This is a genomic window from Frondihabitans sp. PhB188, from assembly GCF_003752365.1.
Classification (GTDB): domain Bacteria; phylum Actinomycetota; class Actinomycetes; order Actinomycetales; family Microbacteriaceae; genus Frondihabitans.
In genome coordinates, this window is sequence record NZ_RJUO01000002.1 from 577,115 (window position 1) to 590,729 (window position 13,615).

Genomic DNA, 13,615 nt, shown 5'->3' on the forward strand with positions numbered 1-13,615 from the left:
CTCCGATCCCGAGAGCCCAGGCCGCGACGGCCCTACTCCAGCTCGCCCTCGACCGGCTCGTCCGTCTCGGGCAGCGTCAGCGACTCGCGCTCGCCCTCGGCGCTGCGGGTGCGGCGCGCGAGCACGGCGTCGAAGATCACGGCGACGATCGCGCCGAGCAGGGCGCCGATCGCGATGCCGTAGAGCGCGAAGTAGCCGAACGCCTGCGCGAACGGCGTCTGGTCGTCGCCGGGAGCGACCGCGACGGCGATGAACGTGGCGATGACGCCGACGATGATGCCGGCGAAGATGAAGACGGAGTACTTCGGCGACCGCCGCACCCGCACCTCGTCGCGGGTCGTCTCGACCTGCGGCTCGGGCTGCTGGGGACTCTGGGGTGCCGTACTCACCCGTCCATTCTCTCAGGTGCCCGGGCCCGTCCTCACCGCGTCGAGAGACCGGGCGCAGGAACTGGCCGTCACCCCCACCGGATCGGCAGGTACCCCGTCAGGTCGGCGCGGCTCCCCGACGCCGACACGAGCGCCCGGTCGACCGCCTCCGCCCAGGTCAGCCGCCCGTCGGCCAGGGCCAGGAAGGTGAGCGCGTCAGTCTCGACGACGTTCGGCGGGGTTCCACGGGTGTGACTCAGCCCCTCGCGGAACTGCACGGCGCCGAACGGAGGCACGCGCACCTCGACGGTCGCGCCGGGCTCGCGGTCGCCGAGCAGCTGCAGGAGGTAGCGGACGGCCGTCGCCTTCGCGGTGCGAGGCGCGTCGGCGCCCGCGCCGAGGGCCTCGCGGACGGCGGCGGCGCCGTCAGCCGGGTCGATTCGTGCCTTTGCCACGGCTCCCACGCTACTGCGCCCCATGGGGAGCCTGACCGCGTCTCTCGATAAGGTGTCCTTCGTGCGAATCCTCGTCCTCGGTTCCGGTGCCCGCGAGCACGCCATCGTCACGGCTCTCCTCCGCGAGCGCGCCGGCGACGGCCCTGCCCACCACATCATCGCCGCGCCCGGCAACGCCGGCATGGCCGCCGAGGTCGAGGTCGTCGGCCTGGACGCCACGAACGGCAGCGTCGTGACGGAGTACGCGCTCGAGAACGACGTCGACCTCGTCGTCGTCGGTCCGGAGGCGCCGCTCGTCGCCGGTGTCGCGGATGTGCTGCGCGCGCACAGCATCCCGGTGTTCGGCCCGGGCAGGAAGGCCGCCGCGCTCGAGGGCTCGAAGACGTTCGCCAAGCGGATCATGGACGAAGCGCGTGTTCCCACCGGCCGAGCCGTCCGCACCGGCACCCTGGCCGAGGCGACGACGGCGCTCGACGAATTCGGCGCCCCCTACGTCGTGAAGGCCGACGGCCTCGCCGCCGGCAAGGGCGTGCTCGTCACCGACGATCGCGCGGCCGCCATCGAGCACGCGACCTACTGGCTGCAGCACGGCTCGGTGCTGATCGAGGAGTTCCTCGAGGGCCAGGAGGTCTCGCTCTTCCTCCTGTCCGACGGCCACACGGTCCTCCCCCTCAGCCCCGCCCAGGACTTCAAGCGCCTCCTCGACGGTGACGCCGGCCCCAACACCGGCGGCATGGGCGCCTACTCGCCGCTGCCGTGGCTCGCCGACCGCTTCGGCAGCGAGGCCGACTTCGTCGAGGAGGTCATCGAGACGATCGCCCTCCCGACGGTGCGCCAGCTCGCCACGGAGGGCACCCCGTTCATCGGGCTCCTCTACGCGGGCCTGATCCTCACCGAGCAGGGCGTCCGCGTCATCGAGTTCAATGCGCGCTTCGGCGACCCCGAGACCCAGGTGGTGCTGCCGCGGCTCGAGTCTCCGTTGAGCACCCTGCTGCTCGCGAGCGCGAACGGCTCGCTGTCGTCGCACGCGGCTCCCGTCTTCTCGTCCGAGGTGGCCGTCACCGTCGTCCTCGCCTCCGAGGGCTACCCCGACGCTCCGATCACGGGGCGCGAGCTGGTCGGGCTCGACGCCGCCCTGGCGGTTCCCGGCGTCACGATCGCCCACGCCGCCACCGCCCGCCTCGACGACCGTCTCGTCGCGACGGGCGGCCGGGTGCTCAGCGTCGTGGCCACCGGCGCCGGCTTCACCGAGGCCCGCAGCCGCGCGTACGAGGCGCTCGGCCGGATCTCGCTCGAGGGCGGCCAGTTCCGACGCGACATCGCCGCGAAGGTGGCCGAGTGAGCACCGACCAGACCGGCGCAGGCCCCGAGCGCCCCACGGGCGAGCCCCTCGACGGCTGGACTCACCTCTACTCCGGCAAGGTCCGCGACCTCTACGTGCCCGACGGATTCACGGGCCTGGCCGACGCCCCGGCCGTGCTGGTCGTGGCGAGCGACCGGATCAGTGCCTTCGACTTCGTGCTCGAGCCCGGCATCACCGGCAAGGGGAGCCTGCTCACCGAGCTGAGCGCCTGGTGGTTCGCGCAGCTGGCCGAGGTGCCGAACCACCTGATCGATCCCGCTCTGTCTCCGTCTCGAGTTCCTGCGACCGTCGCGTCGAGGTCGATGCTGGTCAAGCCGCTCGACATGTTCCCGATCGAGTGCGTCGTGCGCGGCTACCTCGTCGGCAGCGGCTGGGTCGAGTACCAGGAGTCGGGCACCGTCTGCGGCATCCCGCTGCCCGCAGGGCTCTCGTCGGGCGACCGCCTGCCCGAGCCGATCTACACGCCGGCTTTCAAGGCGGAGTTCGGCGACCACGACGAGAACATCACGTTCGAGCGCACCGTCGAGCTGGTCGGGGCCGACGCGGCGACCGCGCTGCGCGACCTGTCGTTGCAGATCTACCGGAGGGCCGCCGCGATCGCAGCGGAGCACGGCGTGATCCTGGCCGACACGAAGTTCGAGTTCGGCGCCGACCGGGAGACAGGCGAGATCACCCTCGCCGACGAGGTGCTGACCAGCGACTCCAGCCGCTACTGGGACAAGTCGGTGTACGACCAGGGCAACCGCACCGACAGCTTCGACAAGCAGATCGTGCGCAACTGGCTGTCGGCGAACTGGGACAGAGAGGGCACTCCACCCGCCCTGCCCGCCGGGGTCATCGAGCAGACGGCCGGCCGCTACCGGGAGCTGCTCGAGCGCCTGACCCGTCGGTCTGACGCGAATTAGAGTCCGTTTCGCCTCCGGCTGACTGAATTGCATGAATCTGGATGGATGTGATTAACGATCCCGTCCGAGAAGATGCAGAATGTTCCGGTGACGAACACACTGACCACCGACATCCAGATTCAGGACCGTCCGTGGACCGACCCTGAAGGCGCCCACCTCCGCTGCGAGCAGCGAGCTGAGATCGCGATCCGCTACGGGACCGACGACTCCGAGCCGGGCGTCAAGCCGACGGCCGCCGACATGGCCGAGTTCGTCGTCGCCACCATCGACGGCAAGCCCGTCGCGTGCGGTGGTCTGCGCAGGCTCGACGGCGAGGCCGCAGAAGCCGGCGACGCCGAGATCAAGCGCATGTTCGTCCGCCAGTCGAGCCGAGGCGGCGGTGCCGCCGTCCAGGTGCTCCGCGCTCTCGAGGCGCGTGCCCTGAAGCGCGGCTGGACCCGCCTGGTCTTGGAGACCGGTGTCGCCCAGCCCGACGCGATCCGCTTCTACGAGCGCGAGGGCTACGTGAAGATCCCGAACTTCGGGCACTACGTCGGCCACTCCGACTCGATCTGCTACGGTCGCACGCTCACCCACGAGTAGCCCCGCCCGGTCCAGACCGGCGCGCGTACGGTGAACGGATGACCTACCAGGCCCAGTCCGACGCCGACGACGGCCCGACCGAGCCGCTGTTCGAGATCGTCCGCGAGGGCGATCTGACGCTGGCCGACCACGAGGCCGTCGCCGCCATGCTCGCGAAGGCCTTCGACTCGTACGACCACTGGTACCAGGGCGCCCGCAGCTGGGCCGGGATGCAGCCCGAGCTCCGCGTCCTCGCCCGTTCGGGCGACGTGGTCGTCGCCCACGCCGGGCTCCGCCGCCAGTTCGTCACCGTCGGCTCGGCGGCAGACGACGGTGCCGACCAGCTCGTCGCCGCGGTCGGCATGGTCGCGGTCTCGCCGATCCTGCAGGGCACGGGCCTCGGCCGTGAGCTGCTCCGCCTCGTCGACGCCGGGCTCGAGCGCCTCTCCGCGCCGTTCGGCCTGCTCGAGACCGGGGAGCAGACGCAGCGCTTCTACAGCACCCACGGCTGGGAGCCGCTCGACGGCGTCACCGGCCACTACAACGCGTTCTCGGCCGACGGCGCATCGACCCTCGTCAGCCAGGACTCCGGATGGCTGCTGCGGCCGTGCCGGGCGGCCCGTTCGGACTGGCCGGGGGGCGACATCCACTGGAACGGCCAGATGGTCTGAGCCCGGCGGCAGGCCCCGCGAGAACGGCTCAGCCCCGCCGGAGACCCGGCGGGGCTGAGCCGCTTCGGCGCGGCTGAGACTACTGCAGCACGCCCACCGTCGCGGGGTCCTCGTTGGAGCCCGGCGCCGACGGCACGACGCCCGCGCGCACGCGCGCACCCAGCTCCGCGTCGACGCTCGTCCAGTACGCGAACACGCGCTCGAGCAGGTCGGGGCGCGTGACCTTCGAGACGTGGCCCACGATGTTGCCGACCATGCGCTTGCGAGCGGCGTCGTCGAGCACGTCGCGGTACAGGGTCCCGGCCTGGCCGAAGTCGTCGTCTTCGGCATGGAGCGTCGCGGCCGAGCGCACGAGGACGCCGTCGGACTCCCAGCCGGAGTCGTCGCCGTGCGCCTCGGGCGAGGCGTGCGGGCCGCCGACCGAGTTCGGCGCGTAGACCGGCGTCGTGGCCGACGAGAAGTGGTAGCGAGCGCCGCCGTCCTTCGAGTAGTCGTGCACCTCGTTCTTCGGCATGTTCACCGGCAGCTGGGCGTGGTTGGTGCCCACGCGGTAGCGGTGCGCGTCGGCGTAGCTGAAGATGCGGGCGAGCAGCATCTTGTCGGGGCTGGCCGCGATGCCGGGCACGAAGTTCGAGGGGGCGAACGTCGCCTGCTCGATCTGCGCGAAGTAGTTCTCGGGGTTGCGGTTCAGCTCCATGGTCCCGACCTCGACCAGGGGGTAGTCGCTGTGCGGCCACACCTTGGTCAGGTCGAACGGGTTGAAGCGGTAGGTCGCGGCGTCGGCGTACGGCATGATCTGCACGCTGAGCTTCCAGGTCGGGAAGTCGGAGCGCGAGATGGCCTCCGACAGATCGCGGATGTGGAAGTCCGCGTCCTCGCCGGCGATGCGGTCGGCATCGGCCTGCGTCAGGATCTCGTTGCCCTGCTCGGTCTTGAAGTGGTACTTGACCCAGAACTTCTCGCCCGTGGCCGAGATCCACTGGTAGGTGTGCGAGCCGAAGCCGTCCATCATGCGCCACGAGGCCGGCAGGCCGCGGTCGCCCATCAGCCAGGTGACCTGGTGGGCGGACTCGGGCGAGAGGGTCCAGAAGTCCCACTGCATGTCGTGGTCGCGGAGGTGCGAGCCCGGCAGGCGCTTCTGCGAGTGGATGAAGTCGGGGAACTTGATGCCGTCTCGGATGAAGAACACCGGGGTGTTGTTCCCGACGAGGTCGTAGTTGCCCTCGTCCGTGTAGAACTTCAGCGCGAAGCCGCGGGGGTCGCGCCAGGTGTCGGGCGAGCCCTGCTCGCCGGCGACGGTCGAGAAGCGGGCGAGCATCTCCGTGGTCGCGCCGGGCTGGAAGAGCGAGGCGCGGGTGTACTTCGAGACGTCGCCGGTCACGGTCAGCGTGCCGAACGCCCCGCCGCCCTTGGCGTGGACGATGCGCTCCGGCACCTTCTCGCGGTTGAACTGGGCGAGCTTCTCGACGAGGTACGCGTCGTGGAGCGCGATGGGGCCGTCGGCCCCGACGCTCTGCGAGTGCTCGTCGCTCGCGACGGGGGCGCCGGCGGCGTTCGTCGTGTAGTTGTCGTCTGTCATTTCTGTCTCCTAGCTGATCAGGAACGGACGGGTTGATCGTGGGGCGCGGCAGCCGGTACGGACGCGACGGCGTCGTCGCCGGTCTCGAGGGCACGGCAGGCGGGGCAGAGGCCCCAGAACGTGACCTCGGCGGTCTGCACCAGGTAGCCGGACGTGTGCGACGGCATGAGGCACGGAGCCTCGCCGACGACGCAGTCGACGTCTTCTACGGCGCCGCAGAGCGAGCAGACGACGTGATGGTGGTTGTCGCCGATGCGGAGCTCGTAGCGCGCGGCCGAGCCGGCGGGCTCGATGCGCCGCACGAGGCCCGCGCCGGTCAGAGCGGCAAGCACGACGTACATGGCCTGGAGCGATGTGCCGGGCAGGCCGGTCGCGACGCGCTCGTAGACCTCGTCGACGGTGGCGTGCGAGTGGTCGCCGAGCGCCTCGAGGGCCGCCAGGCGCGGTGCGGTGACGCGAAGGCCCGCATCACGCAGCATGCTGCCCGCCTCGTTCGACTCCATCACCCCAGTCAAGCACGTCTTTATGAATGATTCAAAACAACTGAGGACCCCTCGTGACGAGCGCATACTTGATCCGTCTTCTCCTGATTGGAAATCGCCACGCCTCCCGTCGCCACGATCCTGCTCACCTTCCGCCTCGACCCCGTCGCCCTCGTCGTGATCGTGGCGGCAGCCGCCCTCTACGCGATCGGCGTCGTCCACGCGCGCAGGAACGGCGACGCCTGGTCGAGCTGGCGCACCCTCGCCTTCGCCGCGCTCGGCCTCGGGTCGTACGCCCTGATCTCGTTCGGATTCCTCGGCGCCTACAGCCACGACCTCCGCTTCGCCTTCACGACGCGGATCGCCCTGCTGCTCTTCGTCGTGCCTGCCCTCGTCGCCGTCGGCCGCCCGGTGCACCTGGCCCGGCTGGCCCTCGACGAGACCGGCCGCGCCCGGCTCGAGAACTTCCTGTCGTCGCGCCTCATGCGCGTGCTCGGCAGCGCGATCTTCTCGCCGCTGTTCGCCCTGGCGGCGTTCTCCCTGTTCCTGACGCCGATCGCCTTCGCCCTGCGCGAGAACGCGATCAGCGAGGCCCTCATCACGGTGCTGGTGCCGCTCGTCGGCCTGCTCATGATCCTGCCGGTGTTCGACGGCAGCCGGGCGCACACGAGCTTCTACATCACGGTCGAGTTCATGCTGGCGTTCGTCGAGCTCATCCTGGACGCCATCCCGGCCATCGTGCTGCGCATCACCGGGCACGTGCTCGACCACGGCCACGCGGTCGCCGCGCTCGCCCCGGGCTGGTTCCCCTCGCAGCTCCGCGATCAGCAGCTCTCGGGCGACCTGCTCTGGTTCATCGCCGAGGTGGCCGACATCCCGGTGCTGATCTTCCTGTTCGTGCGGTGGACCCGCACCGACCGGCGCGAGGCGGCCGTCATCGACGAGCTGAGCGACGACGAGATGGCGGCTCTCACGGCGGCGCACCTGCGCGGCGAGCGCTGAACCCGATCTCGTCGGGCGAAGGGCGAGCCGTGGTCGAAAAAGGAGGAGGCGCCTAGCCATCGGGGGAAATGACTAGGCGCCTTCAGGCTGGAAGCGGATCAGATAGCTTCACAGCAAGTGCCGGAGGACTTCGAAGGCCCGATCACAAGACCTCGTCGCTTCCGACAACAACTACTCTGCCGGTCGGTCATAAGAGCGCGCTGACAGGAGCCTTGGCTTCTGCCGCCAAACGCAGAACTTGTAGACTCGAACGGTCCTGCCCCCCTTCCTTCAGGAGACATCTGGTGCCCACGATCGTCGTCGAAGTCATGCCCAAGGCCGAACTGCTCGACCCCCAGGGCAAGGCCGTCACCGGCGCCCTCTCGCGCATGGGCCGTCAGGGTTACCACGAGGTGCGCATCGGCAAGCGATTCGAGCTCACCGTCGACCACGTCGACGACGCCGTCCTCGCCGAGGTCAAGGAGCTCGCCGACGACGTCTTCTCGAACTCGGTCATCGAAGACGTGGTGAGCATCACCGTCCTCGACAACACCGTCAGCGCCTGATGCGGATCGGCGTAGTCACCTTCCCGGGGTCGCTCGACGACCGCGACGCGCAGCGCGCCGTCCGCCTCGCCGGCGGCGAGCCCGTCGCCCTCTGGCACGGCTCGCACGACCTCGACGGCGTCGAGGCCATCATCCTTCCCGGCGGCTTCAGCTACGGCGACTACCTCCGCGCCGGAGCGATCGCCAGCCTGTCGCCGATCATGACCGAGGTCGTCGACGCCGCGAACAAGGGCATGCCCGTGCTCGGCATCTGCAACGGATTCCAGATGCTCGCCGAGGCGCGCCTCATCCCCGGCGCCCACACGCGCAACGCGCACCAGCAGTTCATCCGCCGCGACCAGCGGCTCCGCGTCGAGAACGCCGCCACCGATTGGACCACCGGCTTCACGCAGGGCCAGGAGATCACGATCCCGCTGAAGAACGCCGACGGCCGCTTCATCGCCGACGACGAGACCATCAAGCGCATCGAGGGCGAGGGCCAGGTCGCCTTCCGCTACGTGGGAGTCAACCCGAACGGCTCGTTCGACGACATCGCCGGCGTCTCCAACGAGCGCGGCAACGTCGTCGGGCTCATGCCGCACCCCGAGCACGCCACCGAGCCCGGCTTCGGCCCCGACACCCCGGCCGCGATGTCGTCCGGCGTCGACGGCCTCACCTTCTTCACCTCCGTCATCCAGAAGGCGCTCGTCAAATGACCGACACCGAACTCACCAAGGCCCCCGGCAGCCACATCCCCGACACCGTCGCGAACGCAGCGGCGACCCCCGACCGCGAGCAGCCGTACGGCGCGCTCGGCCTGAAAGAAGACGAGTACCTGCAGATCCGCGAGATCCTCGGCCGCCGCCCCACCAGCGGCGAGCTCGCCATGTACTCGGTCATGTGGAGCGAGCACTGCTCGTACAAGTCCAGCAAGATGTACCTCCGTCAGTTCGGCCAGAAGGTCAACGACGAGATGAAGAAGAACCTGATGGTCGGCATGGGCGAGAACGCCGGCGTCGTCGACGTGGGCGGCGGCTGGGCCGTCACGTTCAAGGGCGAGAGCCACAACCACCCCAGCTACATCGAGCCGTTCCAGGGCGCCGCGACCGGCGTCGGCGGCATCGTCCGCGACATCATCTCCATGGGCGCCCGCCCCGTCGCCGTCCTGGACCAGCTCCGATTCGGCGCCTTCGACGCCCCTGACACCGAGCGCGTCGTCCACGGCGTCGTCTCGGGAATCAGCTTCTACGCCAACTGCCTCGGCCTGCCGAACATCGGCGGCGAGACGATCTTCGACCCGGTGTACCAGGGCAACCCGCTCGTCAACGTGACCAGCGTCGGCGTCCTCCGCCACGAAGACCTCCACCTCGCCAACGCCAAGGGCGCCGGCAACAAGGTCGTGCTGTTCGGCGCGCGCACCGGCGGCGACGGGATCGGCGGCGCGTCGATCCTCGCTTCCGACACGTTCTCCTCGGGCGGCCCGACCAAGCGTCCCGCCGTCCAGGTCGGCGACCCGTTCGCCGAGAAGGTGCTCATCGAGTGCTGCCTCGAGCTGTTCCGCGACGAGCTCGTCGAGGGCATCCAGGATCTCGGGGCCGCCGGCATCTCCTGCGCCACGTCCGAGCTCGCCTCGAACGGCGACGGCGGCATGTTCATCGAGCTCGACAAGGTGCTGCTGCGCGACCCCACGCTCACCGCCGAGGAGATCCTGATGAGCGAGAGCCAGGAGCGCATGATGGCCGTCGTGCGTCCCGACAAGCTCGACGCCTTCCTCGCCGTCGTCAGGAAGTGGGACGTCGAGACCAGCGTCCTCGGCGAGGTCACCGACACCGGCCGCCTCGTCATCAACTGGCACGGCGAAGAGATCGTCAACGTCGAACCCCGCACGGTCGCCGTCGACGGCCCCGTCTACGAGCGCCCCGTCGCCTACCCGTCGTGGATCGACGAGCTGCAGGGCGACTCGGCGGCGGGCCTGCCCCGCCCGGAGGAGGGCGACGACGTGCGGGGGCAGTTCCTGCGCCTGCTCTCCTCGCCGAACCTCGCCGACAAGAGCTGGATCACGAACCAGTACGACACCTACGTGCTCGGCAACACCGCGCTGAGCTTCCCGGACGACGGCGGCATGATCCGCGTCGACGAGGAGTCGGGGCTCGGGTTCGCCATCGCCACCGACGCGAACGGCCGCTACTGCCAGCTCGACCCGGCGCAGGGCGCACGCCTCGCCCTTGCCGAGGCGTACCGCAACGTCGCCGTCACCGGTGCGACGCCGGTCGCTGTGACCGACTGCCTCAACTTCGGCTCCCCCGAGAACCCCGAGGTCATGTGGCAGTTCTCGCAGACCGTCGAAGCGCTGTCGGACGCGTGCCTCGAGATGGAGATCCCTGTGACGGGCGGCAACGTGTCGTTCTACAACCAGACCGGCACGCAGCCGATCCACCCGACGCCGGTTGTCGGCGTGCTCGGCGTGATCGACGACGTCGCCCAGCGCATCCCCTCCGGCTGGCAGGACGAGGGCGACAACCTGTACCTGCTCGGCACGACGTCGCTCGAGCTCGACGGCTCGGCCTGGGCCGGCACCATCCACGAGCACCTCGGCGGCCGCCCGCCGCGCGTCTCGCTCGCCGGCGAGAAGCAGCTGGCCGCGCTGCTGCGCGCCGGTGCCTCCGAGTCGCTCATCGGCTCGGCCCACGACCTCAGCGACGGCGGCCTCGGCCAGGCCCTCGCCGAGGCGGTGCTGCGCTTCGGCGTCGGCGCCCGCGTGTGGCTCGACGAGATCGTCGAGCGCGACGGCGTCGACGTGGCGACCGCCCTCTTCAGCGAGTCGACCGGGCGCGTGATCGTGTCGGTGCCGCGCGAGGACGACGTCAAGTTCCGCGGGCTGTGCGAGGGCCGGGGCTACCCGGTGGCGCGCATCGGCGTCACCGACAAGGAGTCGGCGTCGCTCGAGGTGCAGGGCGTCTTCACGGTGGGGCTCGAGGAGCTCCGCGCGGCGCACCGCGGCACGCTGCCGGCGCGCTTCGGCGCCACGATCGCGGAATAGCTGGCGGCGGGCGCGGCCCCGCCGGCCCCGCCCTGCCGCGGTCGCCCTGCCGCGCTCGCCCAGAACGGGGCACCCCGCAGGTGGCACCGTCAAGCCCCGACCGCGAGATGGCCCTCCACGTCGCCTACGCCCCGCCCACCCGACGGCGGCGGCCATCTCGCCAACACGCGGCCCTCTTCCCCAGATCGGGCCCACTCGACACCGCGCTCGCCCAGGACAGGGCACCCCGCGGGCGGCACCGTCAAGCACGACCGCGAGATGGCCCTCGGCGTCGCCCACGGCCCGCCGACCCGACAGTGACGGCCACCTCGCCGAGCACCCCCGCAGCGCGCGCCCACACCGGACCAGTCGCGAGCGTCGACTCCGGCGCCGGCGCCGGCGCTACGCGAACACGACGCAGGACGGGCTGCCGAGCTCGATCTGGAGCTCGGGCGCACCCGGAACGCCGTCGGCGCCGATCGGCAGCACGGCGACGGTGTGCGACAGCTGGTTCGCGACGTAGAGGCGACCCCCCTCGATGGCGAAGTGGCGCGGCCAGTGGCCTCCCGCGGGGACCTCGGCGGTGACGGCCAGGCGGCCGTCGGCACCGGGTGCGAAGACGGTGATCGTGTCGCGCCCGCGGACCGCCGCGTACACGTACCCGTCCGAGACGGCGACGTGCGACAGCAGCACCTCGTCGCTGGCGAAGGAGAGTCGCGCGTCGTAGGCGGCGACGGAGTAGTCGACGCCGAACGACCCCGACTCGGTGCGCGACAGCACGTGGAGGCGGCCGTCGAGCTCGCCGGTGATGAGCAGCTTGTCTCCGAGCCACGCGAAGTGCCGCGGGCCCGAGCCGGACGGCAGGGCCGACGACCCGATGAACGACGGCTCGAGGGTGACGGGGTCGACGCGCACCTCGTAGATGCGGTCGGAGCCGAGGTCGCTGACCAGCACCGTGCCCTCAGGGGTGGGCATCACGTTGTGCGCGTGCGGGCCGTCCTGGCGGTCGAGCACCGGCCCGCGGCCGATGGGAAGCGGCAGCACGCGCGTGACACGCGCCGGGTCGGACGCATCGGCCGCCAGCACGCCGAACGTGCCGGCCGTGTAGTTGGCGACGACGAGAGCGCCGGAGGCCGGGTCGAGCACGAGGTGGCACGGCGCCGTGCCACCGGAAGCCGCGACCGAGGCCGCGACGAGGCTGCCGGCGCTGATCGTGTACGAGACGACGCGCCCTTCGACGGTCTCGGACGCCGCGTGGAGCGCGCCCTCGGTGACTGCGAGGAAGGTCGGGTCGTCGGCCTGGACGACCTGCATCGCCCGCCATCCGCTGTCGCCGGACCCTTCGAAGACGGTGATGCCCTCGCCCGTCCCGCCGCTGGAGGCCGTGTAGCCCCCGACGTACATCCGCGTCACGAGCCGACCTCGTCGCCCGCCGCGATGCGCTCGTGGTGGTGGATGACCTCCGAGACGATGAACCCGAGGAACTTCTCCGTGAAGTCGGGGTCGAGGTGCGAGTCGACGGCCAAGGCGCGGAGCCGCTGGATCTGCACCTTCTCACGATCCGGGTCGCTCGCCGGCATGCCGGCCTCGGCCTTGAGCACGCCCACCGACTGCGTGAACTTGAACCTCTCGGCCAGCAGGTGCACGAGGGCGGCGTCGATGTTGTCGATGCTCTCGCGGATCGAATGGAGGCGCGCGACGGCGGCCGAGGGAGTCGTGTCAGACATGACTCGACTTTATCGGCTCGCAGAAACCGCCAGGCCGGATGATCCGACGCACCGCCGACGCGGCGGGGGAACCCCCAGCTAAGGGGAATGGCCCCGAGACGCCGGCACGCCTAGTCTTCGAAGAGCACGACGCTCCAGCACGACGCCACGGAAGGCACCCACCTCATGGAACTCGCTACGGCCGATCCGGCGACCCCGATGACGAGAACGCGGCCCGCCCCGGGGGTGCTTCCGCTGCGGTTCCGAGTTCCTGCGTCCTGGCCCGAGCCCAGCCCCGACTGGGTCGCGGCGAACCAGGGCTGGACGCCTCCGCTCGGCTGGACGCCGGTGGTTGGCCTCCTCGAGGCTCCACGGGGCTGGTCGTTCTGGGAGCGTGACGCCGTGGGCTGGGAACGCCTGGCCGGGCCGCACCGGACCCAGGCCGTGCGCGGCATCGTGGTCGGCGCCATCGTCTTTCTCGTGGGGGTACTGCTCCTGACGCTTCACAGCGACCGCGACGGGGCCCTGGCTGTGCTGTTCTGGGGCGCAACACTCTTCGGGCCCATCGACCTGGCGCGGAACGCCGGCGACCTGATTCGCACGCCGCAGTCGGTGCTCCGCACGGCCCGGGCAACGGCGGCCCGCGTCGGCGCCGACATCGACGAGCTCGCCTACGCCGAGATCCCGGCGGGCGAACGGCCGGGCGCTGACGAGTTCGTGGCGCGGCGCGTGGTCGAGGCCTGGTCGTTCGACGGCACCTGGCCGGCGAGCCAACGCCACGCGGTCTCGTTCGAGGTCCGCGAGACCCGCCTCTCGCGCGGCCGCCGGATCGGAACGATGGTGCTCGCCGGTGCCGCCGCAGCGCTGCTCATCTTCGTCCTCGCCTGGAGCGCGACAGCGGGCGGCCGCGGCAGCGGGGCTCTCACCCCGACCGCCGAGCGACCGCCCGCACACGCCCAGCTCTGAGAGGCCGGGCAGCC

Annotated in this window: 15 protein-coding genes; 9 read left to right on the top strand and 6 right to left on the bottom strand. The window is 70.8% G+C overall.

Annotated elements, in window-relative coordinates:
* Positions 1-32 precede the first annotated feature (32 nt).
* Together EDF46_RS07575 and EDF46_RS07580 are read right to left on the bottom strand one after the other, a co-directional pair.
* A complete protein-coding gene (locus EDF46_RS07575) occupies positions 33-389 on the bottom strand; it encodes a hypothetical protein (RefSeq protein WP_123505656.1) in 357 nt (118 codons plus the stop codon).
* A 68-nt stretch (positions 390-457) separates the two neighbouring features.
* Positions 458-823 carry a sterol carrier family protein gene (locus tag EDF46_RS07580; protein ID WP_123505926.1) on the bottom strand — a complete coding sequence of 122 codons (366 nt, stop codon included), beginning with the start codon at positions 821-823 and terminating at the stop codon, positions 458-460.
* Positions 824-884: 61 nt separating this feature from the next.
* On the opposite strand from EDF46_RS07580, the gene purD reads away from it, so the two are divergent.
* From purD to EDF46_RS07600, 4 genes are all read left to right on the top strand, one after another.
* On the top strand, positions 885-2,165 hold the full coding sequence (purD, locus tag EDF46_RS07585) for a phosphoribosylamine--glycine ligase (protein ID WP_123505927.1): 1,281 nt from the start codon (positions 885-887) through the stop codon (positions 2,163-2,165).
* The gene (locus EDF46_RS07590) at positions 2,162-3,091 is read left to right on the top strand and encodes a phosphoribosylaminoimidazolesuccinocarboxamide synthase (RefSeq protein ID WP_123505657.1); all 930 of its coding nucleotides are present in this window, start codon (positions 2,162-2,164) and stop codon (positions 3,089-3,091) included. Before purD ends, EDF46_RS07590 begins: the two co-directional genes overlap by 4 nt.
* 87 nt (positions 3,092-3,178) lie before the next feature.
* Entirely contained in the window at positions 3,179-3,673 is a 495-nt protein-coding gene (locus tag EDF46_RS07595; RefSeq protein WP_233579928.1) for a GNAT family N-acetyltransferase, read from the top strand.
* Between the two features lie 38 nt (positions 3,674-3,711).
* Positions 3,712-4,323 carry a GNAT family N-acetyltransferase gene (locus EDF46_RS07600; RefSeq protein WP_123505659.1) on the top strand — a complete coding sequence of 204 codons (612 nt, stop codon included), beginning with the start codon at positions 3,712-3,714 and terminating at the stop codon, positions 4,321-4,323.
* Between the two features lie 79 nt (positions 4,324-4,402).
* Here EDF46_RS07600 and EDF46_RS07605 read toward each other — a convergent pair whose 3' ends face one another.
* Together EDF46_RS07605 and EDF46_RS07610 are read right to left on the bottom strand one after the other, a co-directional pair.
* A complete protein-coding gene (locus EDF46_RS07605) occupies positions 4,403-5,902 on the bottom strand; it encodes a catalase (protein ID WP_123505660.1) in 1,500 nt (499 codons plus the stop codon).
* Positions 5,903-5,919: 17 nt separating this feature from the next.
* Entirely contained in the window at positions 5,920-6,405 is a 486-nt protein-coding gene (locus EDF46_RS07610) for a Fur family transcriptional regulator (RefSeq protein ID WP_123505661.1), read from the bottom strand.
* 87 nt (positions 6,406-6,492) lie between these two features.
* Between EDF46_RS07610 and EDF46_RS07615 the strand changes: the two genes are divergently transcribed.
* The 4 genes from EDF46_RS07615 to purL all read left to right on the top strand — a co-directional run bounded on the left by EDF46_RS07615 (position 6,493) and on the right by purL (position 10,950).
* Positions 6,493-7,386, top strand: coding sequence for a cytochrome c oxidase assembly protein (locus tag EDF46_RS07615; RefSeq protein ID WP_233579929.1), 894 nt, complete (start codon positions 6,493-6,495; stop codon positions 7,384-7,386).
* A 284-nt stretch (positions 7,387-7,670) separates the two neighbouring features.
* On the top strand, positions 7,671-7,931 hold the full coding sequence (gene purS / locus EDF46_RS07620) for a phosphoribosylformylglycinamidine synthase subunit PurS (protein WP_123505662.1): 261 nt from the start codon (positions 7,671-7,673) through the stop codon (positions 7,929-7,931).
* On the top strand, positions 7,931-8,626 hold the full coding sequence (gene purQ / locus EDF46_RS07625; protein WP_123505663.1) for a phosphoribosylformylglycinamidine synthase subunit PurQ: 696 nt from the start codon (positions 7,931-7,933) through the stop codon (positions 8,624-8,626). Before purS ends, purQ begins: the two co-directional genes overlap by 1 nt.
* A complete protein-coding gene (purL, locus tag EDF46_RS07630) occupies positions 8,623-10,950 on the top strand; it encodes a phosphoribosylformylglycinamidine synthase subunit PurL (RefSeq protein WP_123505664.1) in 2,328 nt (775 codons plus the stop codon). Before purQ ends, purL begins: the two co-directional genes overlap by 4 nt.
* 381 nt (positions 10,951-11,331) lie before the next feature.
* Here the strand turns inward: purL and EDF46_RS07635 are convergent, their stop codons facing one another.
* Complete coding sequence (locus tag EDF46_RS07635) at positions 11,332-12,333, bottom strand: beta-propeller fold lactonase family protein (RefSeq protein ID WP_123505665.1); 1,002 nt, start codon at positions 12,331-12,333, stop codon at positions 11,332-11,334.
* Positions 12,334-12,338: 5 nt separating this feature from the next.
* Positions 12,339-12,656 (bottom strand): chorismate mutase, encoded by a 318-nt coding sequence (locus EDF46_RS07640; RefSeq protein ID WP_123505666.1) that lies wholly within the window; start codon positions 12,654-12,656, stop codon positions 12,339-12,341.
* 165 nt (positions 12,657-12,821) lie between these two features.
* Here EDF46_RS07640 and EDF46_RS07645 point away from each other — a divergent pair, with 165 nt between their 5' ends.
* Entirely contained in the window at positions 12,822-13,601 is a 780-nt protein-coding gene (locus EDF46_RS07645; protein WP_123505667.1) for a hypothetical protein, read from the top strand.
* Positions 13,602-13,615: the final 14 nt, after the last annotated feature.

Excerpts from the sequence above, each read along its gene's own strand:
- EDF46_RS07610 (WP_123505661.1), bottom strand. The coding sequence starts at position 6,405 with ATGGAGTCGAACGAGGCGGGCAGCATGCTGCGTGATGCGGGCCTTCGC.
- EDF46_RS07645 (WP_123505667.1), top strand. The coding sequence starts at position 12,822 with ATGGAACTCGCTACGGCCGATCCGGCGACCCCGATGACGAGAACGCGG.
- EDF46_RS07635 (WP_123505665.1), bottom strand. The coding sequence starts at position 12,333 with ATGTACGTCGGGGGCTACACGGCCTCCAGCGGCGGGACGGGCGAGGGC.
- purQ (WP_123505663.1), top strand. The coding sequence starts at position 7,931 with ATGCGGATCGGCGTAGTCACCTTCCCGGGGTCGCTCGACGACCGCGAC.
- EDF46_RS07605 (WP_123505660.1), bottom strand. The coding sequence starts at position 5,902 with ATGACAGACGACAACTACACGACGAACGCCGCCGGCGCCCCCGTCGCG.
- purL (WP_123505664.1), top strand. The coding sequence starts at position 8,623 with ATGACCGACACCGAACTCACCAAGGCCCCCGGCAGCCACATCCCCGAC.
- EDF46_RS07600 (WP_123505659.1), top strand. The coding sequence starts at position 3,712 with ATGACCTACCAGGCCCAGTCCGACGCCGACGACGGCCCGACCGAGCCG.
- EDF46_RS07640 (WP_123505666.1), bottom strand. The coding sequence starts at position 12,656 with ATGTCTGACACGACTCCCTCGGCCGCCGTCGCGCGCCTCCATTCGATC.